The following is a 15,382-nucleotide window of genomic DNA, read 5'->3' as shown; positions in this document are numbered from 1 at the left end:
AGGTTAGGTGTCCAGCCTGGCCAGCGCGGCGCGGACGAGCGCCGGATCGGTCGTGGGCCAGAACCCGGGCATCGACCGGGTGAGGAACGACGCGTAGCGCGCGGTGGCGAGCCGCGGGTCGAGCACCGCCACCACGCCCCGGTCCTCCGTGCTCCGTACGAGGCGCCCCGCACCCTGCGCGAGCAGCAGCGCCGCATGCTGGGCCGAGACCGCCATGAACCCGTTGCCGCCCGCCTGCTCCACGGCGCGGGCGCGGGCCGCCTTGACCGGGTCGTCGGGGCGCGGGAACGGGATGCGGTCGATGAGCACGAGCTGGCACGACGGGCCCGGCACGTCGACGCCCTGCCACAGGGACAGCGTGCCGAACAGGCACGTCGCCGGGTCCTGCGCGAACTCGCGCACCAGCGTGGGCAGCTGGTCGTCCCCCTGCGCCAGGATCGGCACGTCGAGCCGCTCCCGCATCGCCTCCGCCGCCGCGTTCGCCGCGCGCCGCGACGAGAACAGACCGAGCGTGCGACCCCCCGCCGCCGTGATGAGCTCCGCGATCTCGTCGAGCTGCGCCTCCGTGGTGGGTTCCCGGCCCGGCGCCGGCAGGTGCCGGGCGATGTACAGGATGCCCTGCCGCGGGTAGTCGAACGGGCTGCCCGCATCGAACCCGTGCCACGGCGGCGCGTCCTCGCCCTTGAGCCCGAGCGTGCCGGCCACCGCGTCGAACGTGCCGCCCAGGGCCAGGGTGGCCGACGTGAACACGCCGGTCGACTCCCCCAGCAGGTGGGTACGGATCAGGCCCGCCACGTGCAGCGGGGCAGCGTGCAGGCGGGTCACGTTGTCGCCGAAGCCGCCCCAGCCGTTGTCCGGGCGCGAGCACCACAGGACGTCGGACGTCGTGTCCTGGGCGGCCATCCGCTCGGCCGTCTCGAACAGCTGGAGCATGGCGCCCTGCGCCATCTTCAGGCCGGGATCGGGCTGGCCGGCGTCCTTGCCCTTGGCGCCCGCGGCGTCCGGTTTGAGGGCGCTCAGCACCTCGCGCGCGGCGTCGCGCACCGCGGCCACCGCCGTGCGCAGGTCGTCCGGCAGACCCTGGGGGAAGCGTTCGGCGGGTGCCGTCACCAGGAGCGTGCCGAGATCCTGTGCGGCCTTGTCCAGGGCCTCGGTGCTGGTCCCGGCGTTGCGGCGGGCGAGCCGCGCCGCGTTCTCGACCGACGCCATGGACAGGTCCACCGTGGCGGACGAGGTGACGCGGTCGGTGAGCTCGTGCGCCTCGTCGACCACGACCACGTCGTGCTCCGGGAGCACTCCCGGGCTGCCGGTGGCCGCGATGCCGAGCATCGCGTGGTTGGTGACCACCACGTCCGCCTCCCGGGCCGCGGCGCGCGCCTTGTCGGGAAAGCACTCGGCGAGCATGGGGCACTTGCCGCCCAGGCACTCCATGGCCGTGACGGACACCTGGCGCCAGGCCCGGTCCGGCACGCCGGGCACGAGGTCGTCGCGGTCGCCGGTGTCGGTCTCGCCCGCCCACTCGTGCAGGCGCCGCACGTGGTCGGCGAGCGTGGCGCCGTCGTCCCGGCGCCGGCCACGGGGTGCCTGACCGCCCGGTGCGTCCTCCGCCCGGGGATGCTCCTCCCCGCCCGGCAGGTCGAACAGCGTCGGCTCGTCGGCGGGGTAGCCGCCGCCCACCTTGTGCACGCACAGGTAGTTGTGCCACCCCTTGAGCAGCGCGATGCGCGGCTCGCGCGGCAGCAGCGGTGCCACCGCTTTCGCCACGAGCGGCAGGTCACGCGTGATGACCTGCCGCTGGAGCGCGAGGGTGGCCGTGGAGACGATGACCTTGCTCTGCGCCGCCACGGCGTGCCGTACGGCGGGCACCAGGTAGCCGAGCGACTTGCCCGTTCCGGTACCCGCCTGGACCAGCAGGTGCTCACCCTTCTCGATCGCCTCGCCGACCGCGACCGCCATGCGGTGCTGCCCTTCTCTGCGCCCGCCGCCGAGCTCCCCGACCGCGAGATCGAGGAGCTCCTCGACGTCGGGCACGTCCTGCGTGGCGGTACTGTCGGCGGGTGCGTCGGGAAGGCTGGTCACGCACTCGATCCTAGGCGGGGGCGGTGACATCCACCCCGCCTCGTCCACAGGCTCACCCCTTCACGGCGCCCCCCAGCCCGGCACCGCTGAGGAACAGCCGCTGGAACGCCAGGAACAGCGCGACGGGCAGCACCGTCGAGATCGCGAGCGCCGCCAGGAACACGTCGAGCTCCAGGTAGGGCGCGATGGCGGGCAGCCGCACGGACAGCGGCTGGTTGCCCGGGTCGGGCAGCACGAGCAGGGGCCAGAGGTAGTCCTTCCACGCCGCGATGACGGCGAACACCGAGACCACGCCGAGGATGGGCCGCGACATCGGCAGCACGATGCTCCACAGCAGCCGGAACGGCCCGGCGCCGTCCACGCGGGCGGCCTCGAAGACCTCACGCGGCAGGCCGTCGAAGAACCGTTTGACCAGCAGCACGTTGAACGCGCTGGCCCCCATGGGCAGCCAGACCGCCCAGAACGTGTTGAGCAGGCTGACGTGCACGAGCGGCACGTCGAGGATGGTCAGGTACAGCGGCACGAGCAGCACCACGGACGGCACGAACAGGGTGGCCAGGACGAGCCCCAGGATGACGTTGCCGTAGCGCGGGCGCAGCACCGACAGGACGTAGCCACCCGTGGTGGCCACCAGGAGCTGGAAGAACCAGGCCCCCACCGCCAGGATCAGCGTGTTGGCGAAGTAGTGGTCGATCTCGGCCCGGGTCCACGCGGTGGCGAGGTTGGCCCAGTCGATCCCGTTCGGGAAGAGCCCGAGCGGGTCGCGCAGCGTGTCCTGCGTGGGGGTGACGGCAGCCTTGGCGAGCCACAGGATGGGTCCGAGCCCCACGACCAGCAGCGCTGCCAGCAGGCCGCCCTGCAGCACGCCGAGGGTGGCCCGCACGCTCGGCCGTCGCCGGTCGTGGGCGGAGATGATGCCGCGTTCGGTCTCGACTGCCATCTCAGGAGCTCCAGGGTCGGGTCACGCGGAAGTAGACCGCCGACAGCACGGCCAGGACGGCCGCGAGCATGAGGCTCAGGGCGGTCGCAGCGCCGTAGTTGCCGCCGAGGCTGCTGCCGAACGCGTAGTCGTAGATCAGCATGAGGACGGTGAGGGTGGCGTTGTTGGGACCGCCGCCGGTGAACAGGAACGGCTCCAGGAACACCTGGGACGTGCCGATCACCTGGAGGATCAGCGTGATGAACAGGACGCCGCGCAGCTGCGGCAGCGTGACGTGCCAGACCTTGCGCCACACGCCGGCGCCGTCCACCTCGGCCGCCTCGTAGAGCTCGGTGCGCACGCCGACCAGCGCGGCGAGGTAGATGATGACGGTGCCTCCGGCGGCCGCCCAGGTGGCCTCCAGGACCAGCGACGGCATGGCCGTCCCGGCGTCCTGCAGCCACGGGTAGGGCCCGAGGCCGAACCAGCCCGCGACGGTGTTGAACACCCCGGTGGGCGAGGCGTCGTAGAAGAACTTCCACAGCAGCACGGCCACCACGGGCGGCACCACCACGGGCAGGTAGGCCAGCGCCGAGTACAGGCCGCGCATCCGCCGGACCTCGCTCATCAGCACCGCGGCGGCCAGGGGCACCGGGTAGCCGAACACGAGCGCGAGCAGCGCGAACCAGAGCGTGTTGGCCACGGCCTTGCCCAGCAGCGGGTCGGAGAGCACGAACACGAAGTTCTCCAGGCCCACGAACTCGGGCGCGGTGACGAGGTTGGTCTGCTGGAAGCTCATGACCAGCGCGCGGCCGATCGGGAACCAGGAGAAGACGCCGAACACGAGGATCATCGGCAGGGCGATGACCAGGGTGCTCAGGCCGCCGTCGCGCAGCCAGTCCCGGGGCGTGCGGCGGACGCGCCGGCCGGGCCGGGGCGACGACGGCGGGGTGTCCGCCGTCGTCGCCCGCAGAGGGCTGGACAGGGTGGTCATCTGGGTCGTCGCAGTCTCAGGCGCGGTCGAGCAGGTTCTGGACCTGCACCTGGGCGTCGGCGAGCAGCGCGTCGATGTCCGCGTTCTCGTCGGTGAGCACCGCCTGGACCACCGGGTCGAGCGCCGCGTAGACCTCCTGGGTCGCGACGGCGGGCTCCGGGATGACCGGCTGGTCGAACATCTGCTCCGTCATGGGCGCGAAGTTCTCCAGGGGCACGTTGACCAGGTCCTTGATCCAGCTCTGCTGCTCCTCGTAGGTCTCGCGGTCGAAGATCGGCAGGGCGGGGGCACCGACGGGCTGGTCGGTCTCGGCGGCCACCTCGGCCTCGGCCACGGCGGCGTCCTGGTCGGTCAGCTTGGAGATGTAGTAGAAGTCGATCCACTTCACGGCCGCGGCCTGCTCGGCCTCGGACGCCGCGGAGCTCACCGCGGCGAGCGTGCCGCCGCCGAGCGTGCCGGCATCGTCGCCCTCCAGGGGCAGCACGGTGACGCCGTACTCCTCGGGGTCCATCTGGTTCTGCGTGAACAGGTTGGGGTAGTTGGCGCCGCCCGAGACGTACATGCCGATCTTGCCCGCGGCGAAGTCCTGGTTGATGGTGCTCCAGTCGTACAGGAACGACGACCCCATGGAGTTGTCCTCCCAGCGCATGTCCCGCAGCATCTCCAGGGCCGCGACGGTGGCGTCGTTGTCCACGGTGGCCGTGGCCTCGTCGCCCTCCCCCTCGACCACGCGGCCGCCGAGCGCGTACGTCTCGGTGGTGAGGATCCAGCCGCCGGTGTTGCTCTGCGTCATGTGGGCGTAGCCGGCCTGGCCGGTCTCGTCCGCGATCTTCTTGGCGGCCTCCCGCACCTCGTCCCACGTGGTGGGCGGGTTGTCGGGGTCGAGCCCGGCCTCCTCGAAGAGCCGGCGGTTGTAGTGCAGGCCCTGGTTGTAGGCGGCGATCGGCACCGCCCACATGCCGCCGTCGGCGTCCTGGCCGGCCGCGGCGATGGTGGGGTTGAACTGGTCCGCGTACGGCAGCTCGGCCACCAGGTCGCTGACGTCGGCGATCTGACCCGCCTCGATGAGGGCTCGACCGTCGGTGAACGGGATCGGGAAGACGTCCGGCAGGGTGCCGCCCGCGAGCTCGGCCGCGAACGTGGTGCCCGACCAGGTGAACTCCTTGGTCTCCACCTGGATGTCCGGGTTGGCCTCCTCGAACTGGGCGATGCGCTCGTCGAACGCGTCGATGGCCGCCTGCTCCAGGCCGGCGTCGATGGAGACCTCGATGGTCACCGGGCCCGTCGGGTCGTCCGATGCCTCGGACTGCGACCCGCAGGCCGTGAGGGTGCCGGCCACGGACAGGACGCCGAGGGCGAACGCCGCGCGCTTTCGTGCTGACTTCATTGTCACTCCTTGGTCTGGTGCCGCAGGGGACGCGGCACGTCGGGGAAGGGGGGTCTGGGGAAGGAACGGGTTCAGGGCGCCGGGCGCAGCCAGACGGCGACGTCCGGCCCGACGACGCCGTCCGCCGGGCCGCTCGACAGCAGCACCGTCGCGCCGTCGGGCAGCGGGACGGGATCCGCCCCGAGGTTGACGACGCAGGCGAAGCCGGCGCCGCGCGTGAAGGCGAGCACGTCGTCGCCGAGGTCGAGCCAGGCGAGAGGCTCGGTGTGCAGCGCCGGGAGGTCGCGCCGCAGGTGCAGCGCCCGGCGGTAGAGGGAGAGCATCGAGCCGGGGTCGCCGGCCTGCGCCTCGACGGACCGGCCGGCCCAGTCGCCGGGCTGGGGCAGCCACGGCGCGGCTCCGCCGTCGGGGCCGAACCCGAGGCTGGGGCCCGTGCGGGTCCACGGCAGCGGTACGCGGCAGCCGTCCCGGCCCGGGTCCACGCCCTCGGACCGGAAGTGCATCGGGTCCTGGATCAGCTCGCGCGGCACGTCCGCCTCGGGCAGCCCGAGCTCGTCGCCCTGGTAGACGTACAGGGCGCCCGGCAGCGCGGCGACCAGCAGCGCGGCCGCCCGTGCCCGGCGGGTACCGAGGTCCAGGTCGGACGGCGTGCCGAAGCGCTTGGCGGCGAAGTCGAAGGACGAGTCCTCGCGGCCGTACCGGGTCACGGGCCGGGTGACGTCGTGGTTGGACAGCACCCACGTGGCGGGCGCCCCGACGGGCGCGTGCGCCTCCAGGGTGGTCCGGATCGACTCCCGCAGCTCCTTCGCGTCCCAGGGGCGGGCCATGAAGTCGAAGTTGAACGCCGTGTGCATCTCGTCCGGGCGCAGGTACTGCGCGAAGCGCTCGTGGTCCGCGAGCCACACCTCGCCCACCAGCACGCGAGGCTCCGCGTACTCGTCGGCGACGCGGCGCCAGCCGCGGTAGACGTCGTGGATCTCGTCGCGGTCCAGGTGCGGGTGCTCCCCCGGGCCGGGCGTGGCGGGCACCTCGGGCAGTGCCGGGTCCTTGACGATGAGCGCCGCCGAGTCGATGCGGATGCCGGCCGCGCCGCGGTCGAACCAGAACCGCAGCACGTCCTCGTGCTCCTGCCGCACGTCGGGGTGGTTCCAGTTCACGTCGGGCTGCTCGGGGGTGAACAGGTGCAGGTACCACTGGCCGGGCGTGCCGTCGGGGTTGGTCGTGCGGGTCCAGGTGTCGCCCTGGAAGCTCGAGACCCAGCGGGTCGGCATCTGGTCCCCGCCGGGTCCCTTGCCGTCGTGGAACCAGAACCTCTCGCGCTCCGGCGAGCCGGGGGCCGCCGCCAGCGCCGCACGGAACCACTCGTGCTCGGCGGAGACGTGGTTGGGCACCACGTCGACGATGGTCCGGATGCCCAGCTCGCGGGCCTCGGCGATCAGCGCCTCGGCGTCCTGGAGCGTGCCGAAGGCCGGGTCGATCGTCCGGTAGTCGCGCACGTCGTACCCGCCGTCGGCCAGCGGGGAGGCGTACCAGGGCGTGTACCAGACGGCGTCCACGCCCAGGTCGCGCAGGTACCCGAGCCGGGAGCGGACACCGGCGAGGTCCCCGGTGCCGTCACCGTTCCCGTCGGCGAAGCTGCGGGGGTAGATCTGGTAGATCACGGCGCTGCGCCACCAGTCGCCTGCTGCTGCGCGCGGTTCGGGCGCGCCGGACGTCGTCGTCATGCCGTGAACCGTAAATCACGTGACAACGACCGCGCAAGAACTCGACAGAAGGTTTATCGTTTTGCGACAGACTTCGCCCGCTCGTGCGCGGCCGCCGTCGACGCCCGGACGACGAGCTCCGGCTCGAAGAGCAGCTCGTCCCGCGGCACGTCGCTGCCGTCCACCAACGCCGCCAGCAGGTCGACAGCGGCCCGGCCCATGGGCTCGATCGGCTGCCGCACCGTGGTCAGCGCAGGGTCGGTGGAGTTCATCAGCGCGGAGTCGTCGAAGCCGACCACGGAGACGTCCGCCGGGCAGGACAGCCCCACGCGGCGCACCGCCCGGATGGCACCCAGCGCCAGCGGGTCGCTCGCGCAGACGATGGCGGTGGCGCCCCGCTCCACGAGCCGGTTCGCCGCGGCCTGGCCGCTCTCCAGGGAGTACTGCGAGTGGGCCACCAGGTCCGGGTCCAGCTCCAGGCCGTGGCGCTGCGCGAACCGCCGGGCCGCCGCCAGCTTGCGCTCCGACGGCACGTGGTCCGCAGGGCCCAGGAGCAGCGCGATCCGCTCGTGCCCCAGCGAGACCACGTGGCCCAGCGCCTGCTCGACGGCGACCAGGTCGTCGCACGCCACGCTCGGGAACGCGAGGTCCTCGATGGCCGCGTTGATGAGCACCACGGGCAGGCCGAGCTCCTCCAGGCGGCGGTAGTGGGCGTGGTCGGCCTGTCGCTCGGCGTAGAACCCGCCCGCGAAGATGACGCCCGAGACCTGCTGCGCCAGGAGCAGGTCGATGTACTCGGCCTCCGTGATGCCGCCCGCGGTACGGGTGCACAGCACGGGGGTGTACCCCTGCTGGGCCAGCGCACCGCCGATCACCTCGGCGAACGCGGGGAAGATCGGGTTCACGAGCTCGGGCAGCACCAGCCCCACCAGCTTGCCGCGGCTCCCCCGCAGCTTGGTGGGCCGTTCGTACCCCAGCACGTCCAGCGCCGTGAGCACGGCGTCCCGGGTGCCCTGGGACACCCCGGGCTTGCCGTTGAGCACGCGACTGACCGTCGCCTCGCTCACGCCGACCTTCTTCGCCACATCCGACAACCGTCTCGACATGCGTCGATCCTAGCCGCGATCAACGCAAACCGCTTGCGTGACTTGCAGAACTGCGCAAGCGACTTGCGTGACCATGTCGTCGAAGACGTCGGACGCCCAGGTCACCGTGGGCGACCTGGGCGTCCGAGACGTGGGGCGGGTCAGGACAGGACGGCGACCTGCCGCAGCTCCGTGGCGAGCTGCTCGTCCACACGGCCGCGCAGGTGCGTCCCCGCCGCCACGTGCTCGGTGAGCTCGATGTCACCGTGCTCGTGCACGCGGTGCACCAGGTCGCCCCGGTCGTACGGGACCACCAGGTCGACCTGGACGCCCGGGCGCGGCAGCTCGGCCGCGATCCGCGCGCGCAGCTCGGCGATGCCCTCACCGGAGTGCGCGGAGACGACGGCGGTGTGCCGCTCGCGGCGCTGGATGCGGCCGACGACCGTCGGGTCGGCGACGTCCGCCTTGTTCAGCACCACGATCTCGTGGACGTCCTCGAACGCCGGGATCTCGGACAGCACCTCGCGGACGGCCGCGATCTGCCCCTCGGGGTCCGGGTGGGACGCGTCGACCACGTGCAGCAGGATGTCGGCGTCGCCGACCTCCTCCAGCGTGGACCGGAACGCCTCCACCAGCTGGTGCGGCAGGTGCCGCACGAACCCGACGGTGTCGGTGAACGTGTAGACGCGGCCGTCCTCGGTCCGGGTGCGCCGGACTGTCGGGTCCAGCGTCGCGAACAGCGCGTTCTGCACCAGCACACCGGCACCGGTCAGCGCGTTCAGCAGGGACGACTTGCCGGCGTTGGTGTAGCCGGCGATCGCCACCGCGGGGATCGCGTTGCGCTTGCGGCTCAGCCGCTTGGTCTCGCGGGCCGGCTTCATCGCGGCGATCTCGCGCCGCAGCTTGGCCATCCGGTCACGGATGCGCCGCCGGTCCAGCTCGATCTTGGTCTCACCGGGACCACGCGAGCCCATGCCGGCGCCCGCGCCGCCCACCTGGCCACCGGCCTGGCGGGACATCGACTCGCCCCAGCCGCGCAGGCGCGGCAGGAGGTACTCGAGCTGCGCGAGCTCGACCTGGGCCTTGCCCTCTCGGGACTTGGCGTGCTGGGCGAAGATGTCCAGGATCAGCGCGGTGCGGTCGACGACCTTGACCTTGACCACGTCCTCCAGCGCACGGCGTTGGGACGGGGCGAGCTCGCTGTCGACGATCACGGTGTCCGCGCCGGTCGCGAGGACGACCTGCGCCAGCTCCAGGGCCTTGCCGGAACCGAGGTACGTGCCGGGGTCGGGCTTCTGCCGGCGCTGCAGCAGGCCGTCCAGCACCTGGGAGCCGGCCGTCTCGGCCAGCGCCGCGAGCTCGCGCAGCGAGATCTCCGCGTCTCGGGCCGCGTGCTCGCCACCCGAGAACAGGCCGACGAGCACCACCTTCTCCAGGCGCAGCTGCCGGTACTCGACCTCGGTGACGTCCTCGAGCTCGGTCGACAGGCCGGCCACGCGGCGCAGCGCGGTGCGCTCCTCGAGGTCCAGCTGGTCGCCGTCGGCCACGGTGTGCACCGTGTCGCCGTCGGCACGTGCGGTCCCCGCCCGAGCGAGAACCCGTGCCACGACATCGTTCGCGATCGCCTGGGCGTCTGCCTGGGACTCGCGGAGTTCGGGCGTCTCCTCTGCGGGGAGCTCGGGCTCTGTCGGGGTGTGGGTCATGTACTACCTAACTCTCGATGGTTCTTGCACTCGTACAACAAGGATCCCACGCCCGAAAGTCCCGCGGCCATGTCTTTCCGGGCCTCGTGCACCGCTCTGCGCGAACAGGGCCGGTCAGAGGTCGAGCCGCATCACCCGGCGGCGCTTCGTCGGCCGGCTCACCTCGGCCAGCCCGGCCCTCGCGAACGGACCCGGCGTCCCGACGTTGACCTCACCCCAGGAGACCTGCTGCCCGGGCTGCGGCACGATCGGGTACCCCTCCACGGCCCGGGCGCCGCGCTCGCGCGCGTGCTCGACGGCGGCGGCCGCCAGCGGGTACATCAGGCCCCGCCCGCGCATACCGGCGCGGACGGCGAAGCACGTGACCGCCCAGACCCCGGCGTCGTCCTTGTCCTCGTGCCGTCCCGCCCACGGGACCTGGCTGCCGCGGTAGCGGACGAACTGGGTGCGGGGCGCCACCGCGACCCAGCCCGCCGGCTCGCCGTCGACGTATCCGAGCAGGGCGCCGGACGTCGGGGCGTCCGGGCCTCCGTCGAGCTGCTCGCGGAGCTGGTGGGTGCGTTCCTCGACGGGCATGTACCACCAGGCGCGGTCGCCCAGCCGGATGCGCTGGCACTGGCAGTGGTGCGCCCCGCCGCGCGTGCCGAACACCGCCTGCACGTCGTCCCACCGGTCGACGGTGGCCTCGGCGATCTCCATGCCCGCAGGCTGGCACCGCTCGCGCCCACCGGCAAGCGCCTACGATTGCGCGGTGTCCAGCGACCACTACTTCACCGCACAGCCCGCCTCGGACGACGAGCGCCGCACCCGCACCGTCCGCCTCGCCGGGCGCGAGCTGGAGGTCGAGGTGGCGTCCGGTGTCTTCTCCCCCGGCGGCGTGGACAAGGGCACGGCCGTGCTGCTGGAGCACGTGCCCGCGCCCCCGGCCGCAGGCGACCTGCTCGACCTCGGCTGCGGCTGGGGCCCGATCACGATCACGCTGGCGCTGGAGGCACCTGGGGCCACGGTGTGGGCCGTCGACGTCAACGAGCGCGCGCTCGACCTGGTGCGGCGCAACGCACAGCGACTCGGGCTGACCAACGTGCGGGCCGTCCTGCCCGACGACGTCCCCGACGACGTGCGGTTCGCCGCCTGCTGGTCCAACCCACCCATCCGCGTGGGCAAGCAGGTGCTGCACGAGCTCATGACGCGCTGGCTGCCCCGGCTCGGCCCGGGCGCGGCGGCGTGGCTCGTGGTGCAGAAGAACCTGGGCTCGGACTCCCTGGCCCGCTGGATCACGGAGACGCTGGGGCTCCCGGTGGAGCGGACGGCGTCGTCCAAGGGCTTCCGGGTGCTGCGGGTGACGGGCTGAGGCTGCTCGGAGGGTGACCGTACTGGTGAAGCAGCCCTCTCAGCTATCCACCAGCGCCCGACGTCAGAGCGAGACCCGCCCCGAGTAGACCAGCTCGGCGGGCCCCGCGAGCTCGACGTTGCCCCCCGGCAGCAGCCGCACCCGCACCTCACCGCCCGGCACCTCGACGATCCACGTGTCGGGCGCACCGGCACCCGAGGACCCGCCCTGCCAGGTCCGCACCGCGAGCGCCGCGGCGCAGGCACCCGTGCCGCACGACGGCGTCTCGCCCACCCCGCGCTCATGCACCCGCATGCGCAGGCGCCCGACGACGCCGTCCGGCCCCTCCTCCTCGCCGAGCGGCACCACGAGCTCGACGTTGGTGCCGTGCGGCGGCACGGGCGCCACCTCGGGCGCGAGGAAGAGCTCGAGCGCGGCGAGCTCGTCCACGCTCGCGAGGGCGACCACGGTGTGCGGGTTGCCGAGGTCGACGCTCAGGGCGGGGCGCGGGGCGCTCCAGCCGCGCACCGCCACGGCGGCGTCGTACCCGTCGGCCGCCGCGGACTCGCCGCCGGGCAGGAACCAGGGGCCCATGTCGACGGCGTACCAGCCGTTCGCCTCCTTGGTCACGCGCTTGACGCCCGCGCGCGTCCCGACGCTGAGGGGGCCGGCCGTCAGGTCCGCGACGCCCTGCTGCTCGGCGAACGCCGCGAAGACGCGCACGCCGTTGCCGCACATCTCGGCCACGGAGCCGTCGGCGTTGCGGTAGTCCATGAACCACTCGGCCGTCGGGTCCTGCGCGAGGGCGGCCTGGGCGGCCTCCTCGCCCGCACGGGCCAGGGCCGACGTCGGGGCCAGGCGGATGACGCCGTCGCCGCCGATGCCGCCGCGCCGGTCGGCCAGGCGCCGGACGTCGTCCGGGCTCAGGTCGGTCGATCCCTCGACGTCCGCGATCAGCACGAAGTCGTTCCGGGTGCCGTGACCCTTGGTGAAGGCGAGCGTGCCGGGCGTCGGGGCAGAGGGCGCGGGGCTGGTCGCGGGCTGCGTCATGAGCCCAGGCTACGGCGCACGGGCTCGCTGCCCGTAACCGGCCCCGGCAGGGTGCCGGCGTCGGCGTCGGCCACGATCGCGAGCGCCTCGTCCAGGAGGCGGGGCGAGGCGGCGTCCAGCCAGTGCACGCGCGGGTCGCGCCCGAACCAGCCCATCTGCTTGCGGGCCAGCCGCCGGGTGTTGGCGGTGACCGCCTCGCGGGCCTCGGCCTCGGTGGACTCGCCGCGCCACCAGGCCAGGACCTCGGCGTACCCGACGGCGCGTGCGGCCGTGACGCCGAGGCCGGGCCCGGTGCCGCCCTGCTCCGGGCCGGCCAGGGCGCGTACCTCGTCCACCAGGCCGGCGTCCCACATGCGCTCCACACGGCTCGCGACCCGGGCGTCGAGGACCTCGCGCGAGCAGTCCAGCCCGATCTGCACCGCGGGTCGCACGTACTCCTGCCGCGGCAGGTTCGCGGTGTAGGGGCGGCCGGTGATCTCGATGACCTCCAGCGCCCGCACGATGCGGCGGGTGTTGTGCGGCCCGATGCTCTCGGCGGCCTGCGGGTCCAGCCGGGCCAGCTCGGCATGCAGGGTGCGGCGGCCCTCCGCCTCCGCGCGCGCCTCCAGGCGCGCCCGCACCTCGGCGTCGGTGCCTGGGAAGTCCATCGTGTCGAGCAGCGCCCGCACGTACAGCCCCGATCCGCCGACCACGACGGCGCGCGCGCCCCGTCCGGCGATCGCGTCCAGGTCGGCGCGTGCCGCCTCCTGGTACCGGGCGACGGAGGCGTCCTGCGCCGGGTCCAGCACGTCGAGCTGGTGGTGGGCGATCCCGCGCCGCTGTTCCGGGGGCACCTTTGCCGTGCCGACGTCCATGCCGCGGTAGAGCTGGTAGGCGTCCGCGTTGACGATCTCGGCGGGTACCCGGTCGGTGCTCAGGGCCTCGGCGAGGTCGAGGGCGAGGTCCGACTTCCCGGTGGCGGTGGGACCCACGACGGCGACGACTATCACGGCGCCACCCTACGGTCGGCAGCGGCCGGTCACGACAGCGAGGTCGCGAGGCGGTGCTCACGCGAGGGTGCTCACGCGAGGCTGGTCGACACGGCGGTCACGAGAAGGTGGTCAGCACGTACGCGGACGGCAGGTGGTCGTGCGCCTGCGGGAAGCGTCGGACGGCCGGCGTCCACGTGTCGGCGCCGGCCAGGCGCAGGGCGGTACGCAGCCCGGGGGTGAGCGCCGCCGGGTCGCCCGGCGCTCCCCCACCGGGCGCCGCGCGGCCCGCCGTGCCGCCGGGCACCGTCCCTCCCGCGACGACCAGGCCGGGGGCCGTGCGCAGGGCCTCGGCGGTCCCGCCGTCCGGCGCGTCGGCCGCCGCGGGCACCTCCAGCGTCTCCACGGCGACGTCGGCGCCCAGCACGTCGCGCAGCGCCAGCAGCGCCACCGAGGCTCCGGTACCCGCCGGCGGGAGCGCGTCGTCGGCCCGGGAGGCGCCGCCCGGACCCGGCGGCAGCCAGCGGTCGCCGATGCCGGAACCCGCCAGGGAGGGCCGCATCCGCCCCCGCCGGAGCGCTGGACCGTGCGCCACGACGAGCGGCAGCAGGCCGTCCGAGGTGAGCTCGGCCAGTGCCCCGGCCACAGCGGCGCGTACCGCCGCGAGCGGGTTGGGGCTCAGGCCCGGGACGAGGCCGGCGACGAGCAGCGGGGTCGCAGGCAGGATGACGGCGTGCACGACCTGTGAACGTAGCACCGGGCCGCCTCCACGGCCGTGCGGGACGGGTGCGCGACGTGGTCCGGCCGATTCCACCCCCTTTCCCCACGAACCCCGCAGCGGGAGGAGGCCTCTGGCGGGTACTGTGGTCAGGTGAGGTTCTTCGGGTCACGACGCCGGAACACGGCGGGCGACGGCGACCGCGCGGCCACCGGCCCGCACCAGCCCGAGCCCAGGGAACTTGACGACGACGAGCTGCGGGCGCAGGTGGAAGGCGTGCTGCTGCGCGAGCTGACGGGAGGGTTGGACGACCCGTCCGCCATCCCCCGCCCCCTGACGCGCGACCGTGTCGTGGAGTGGCTGGGCGACAACGGGTTCAGCTACTTCGTGGACTCGGAGGGTGACGTCGGCGGGCTCTGGCACGGCTGGCTCTTCTACTTCCTGATGGTGGGTGAGAGCTCCGAGGTGCTCCAGGTCCGCGGGCAGTGGCACCGGGACCTGACCATCGAGCGGCTCGAGGAGATCCTCGAGCTGTGCAACGAGTGGAACGCCGAGCGCATCTGGCCCAAGACGTACGTGCGGGTCCGGGACAACGGGGCCGTGCTGGTCTACACCGAGGTCACCGTCGACCTGGAGCACGGTGTCACCGAGGACCAGCTCGACCAGCTCCTGCAGTGCGGGCTGACGACGGGTTCGATGTTCTTCGAGCACCTCGACGAGACGTTCCCCGACCCGCTGAGGTCGGCGCCATGAGCCCGGCCCGCAACAGTGGTGGCGCCGCTCGCTGGCTCGCCCGCCTGCTGAACCCCCGTCCCCCGGCCGCCCGGCGCGGCCAGGGCGTGCAGACCCGTACCCTCGCGGGCGTCCAGGTGGACAAGCCGCGCCCGCTGACCACGCAGCGCGTCGGCGACGACCTCTCGCGCCGCGGCTACCGGTTCCGCATCGACGACGACGGCGACGTGACCGGCACCTGGGACGGCAACCGGTTCTGGTTCCTGCTGCTGGGCGAGCACGACGAGATCCTGCAGGTGCGCGGCCGCTGGGCCGGCGCCCTGCCGCCCGCCGCGCGACTGGCCGTGCTGCAGGCGGCGAACGACTGGAACCGAGAGCGCATCTGGCCCAAGGTCTACACCCGCGAGGAGGGCGGCGGGCTCGCGCTGTACGCCGAGGTGTCGGTCGACTTCGAGCACGGCGCCACGGAGGAGCAGCTCGCGCAGACGGTGTCCTGCGGCCTGGTGACGGCGAGCCAGTTCTTCTCCACGGTGGCGTCGCTGGCCCCGCCGCCGGACACCGACGCGGACACCGACCCGAAGTAGAACCGGGGACAGAACCGGGGGGGGGGGGGGGGGGGGGCGCGGTGGGGGGGGGGGGGGGGGCCGCGGCGGAAGATCATGGGGGAGCGGTTGCAGGGGGGGGGGGGGCGCGGGCGGGGCGCGGCGGCCGCGC

14 protein-coding genes are annotated in these 15,382 nt (G+C 73.5%); 3 read left to right on the top strand and 11 right to left on the bottom strand.

Features of this window, described 5'->3' with window-relative positions; genetic code table 11:
• Nucleotides 1-3: 3 nt before the first annotated feature.
• The 8 genes from ACIG47_RS17775 to ACIG47_RS17740 form a co-directional block, all read right to left on the bottom strand.
• On the bottom strand, nt 4-2,109 hold the full coding sequence (locus tag ACIG47_RS17775; protein WP_397412893.1) for an ATP-dependent DNA helicase: 2,106 nt from the start codon (nt 2,107-2,109) through the stop codon (nt 4-6).
• A gap of 22 nt (nt 2,110-2,131) precedes the next feature.
• Complete coding sequence (locus ACIG47_RS17770) at nt 2,132-3,019, bottom strand: carbohydrate ABC transporter permease (protein ID WP_397432328.1); 888 nt, start codon at nt 3,017-3,019, stop codon at nt 2,132-2,134.
• A 1-nt stretch (nt 3,020) separates the two neighbouring features.
• The gene (locus ACIG47_RS17765; RefSeq protein ID WP_397412895.1) at nt 3,021-3,992 is read right to left on the bottom strand and encodes a carbohydrate ABC transporter permease; all 972 of its coding nucleotides are present in this window, start codon (nt 3,990-3,992) and stop codon (nt 3,021-3,023) included.
• A 16-nt stretch (nt 3,993-4,008) separates the two neighbouring features.
• Nucleotides 4,009-5,379 (bottom strand): ABC transporter substrate-binding protein, encoded by a 1,371-nt coding sequence (locus ACIG47_RS17760; RefSeq protein WP_397432327.1) that lies wholly within the window; start codon nt 5,377-5,379, stop codon nt 4,009-4,011.
• A 71-nt stretch (nt 5,380-5,450) separates the two neighbouring features.
• Nucleotides 5,451-7,103 (bottom strand): glycoside hydrolase family 13 protein, encoded by a 1,653-nt coding sequence (locus ACIG47_RS17755; protein WP_397432325.1) that lies wholly within the window; start codon nt 7,101-7,103, stop codon nt 5,451-5,453.
• A 53-nt stretch (nt 7,104-7,156) separates the two neighbouring features.
• Entirely contained in the window at nt 7,157-8,188 is a 1,032-nt protein-coding gene (locus ACIG47_RS17750; RefSeq protein WP_397412898.1) for a LacI family DNA-binding transcriptional regulator, read from the bottom strand.
• A gap of 140 nt (nt 8,189-8,328) precedes the next feature.
• Nucleotides 8,329-9,870 (bottom strand): GTPase HflX, encoded by a 1,542-nt coding sequence (gene hflX / locus ACIG47_RS17745; RefSeq protein ID WP_397412899.1) that lies wholly within the window; start codon nt 9,868-9,870, stop codon nt 8,329-8,331.
• 114 nt (nt 9,871-9,984) lie between these two features.
• Nucleotides 9,985-10,569 (bottom strand): GNAT family N-acetyltransferase, encoded by a 585-nt coding sequence (locus ACIG47_RS17740; protein ID WP_397432323.1) that lies wholly within the window; start codon nt 10,567-10,569, stop codon nt 9,985-9,987.
• Nucleotides 10,570-10,621: 52 nt separating this feature from the next.
• On the opposite strand from ACIG47_RS17740, the gene ACIG47_RS17735 reads away from it, so the two are divergent.
• Nucleotides 10,622-11,221: a class I SAM-dependent methyltransferase gene (locus ACIG47_RS17735; RefSeq protein ID WP_397432322.1), complete on the top strand. Its 600-nt coding sequence runs from the start codon at nt 10,622-10,624 to the stop codon at nt 11,219-11,221.
• A 63-nt stretch (nt 11,222-11,284) separates the two neighbouring features.
• Here the strand turns inward: ACIG47_RS17735 and dapF are convergent, their stop codons facing one another.
• The 3 genes from dapF to ACIG47_RS17720 form a co-directional block, all read right to left on the bottom strand.
• Nucleotides 11,285-12,250: a diaminopimelate epimerase gene (gene dapF / locus ACIG47_RS17730; RefSeq protein WP_397432321.1), complete on the bottom strand. Its 966-nt coding sequence runs from the start codon at nt 12,248-12,250 to the stop codon at nt 11,285-11,287.
• Nucleotides 12,247-13,239 carry a tRNA (adenosine(37)-N6)-dimethylallyltransferase MiaA gene (gene miaA / locus ACIG47_RS17725; protein WP_397432320.1) on the bottom strand — a complete coding sequence of 331 codons (993 nt, stop codon included), beginning with the start codon at nt 13,237-13,239 and terminating at the stop codon, nt 12,247-12,249. Before miaA ends, dapF begins: the two co-directional genes overlap by 4 nt.
• Before the next feature lie 97 nt (nt 13,240-13,336).
• A complete protein-coding gene (locus tag ACIG47_RS17720) occupies nt 13,337-13,975 on the bottom strand; it encodes a hypothetical protein (RefSeq protein ID WP_397432319.1) in 639 nt (212 codons plus the stop codon).
• A 114-nt stretch (nt 13,976-14,089) separates the two neighbouring features.
• Between ACIG47_RS17720 and ACIG47_RS17715 the strand changes: the two genes are divergently transcribed.
• Nucleotides 14,090-14,689 (top strand): YbjN domain-containing protein, encoded by a 600-nt coding sequence (locus tag ACIG47_RS17715; RefSeq protein WP_397412904.1) that lies wholly within the window; start codon nt 14,090-14,092, stop codon nt 14,687-14,689.
• Entirely contained in the window at nt 14,686-15,252 is a 567-nt protein-coding gene (locus ACIG47_RS17710) for a YbjN domain-containing protein (RefSeq protein ID WP_397412905.1), read from the top strand. Before ACIG47_RS17715 ends, ACIG47_RS17710 begins: the two co-directional genes overlap by 4 nt.
• Nucleotides 15,253-15,382: the final 130 nt, after the last annotated feature.

It is taken from the genome of Promicromonospora sp. NPDC052451 (assembly GCF_044547525.1).
GTDB lineage: Bacteria > Actinomycetota > Actinomycetes > Actinomycetales > Cellulomonadaceae > Promicromonospora.
This window is presented reverse-complemented; position numbering and strand designations above follow the sequence as displayed.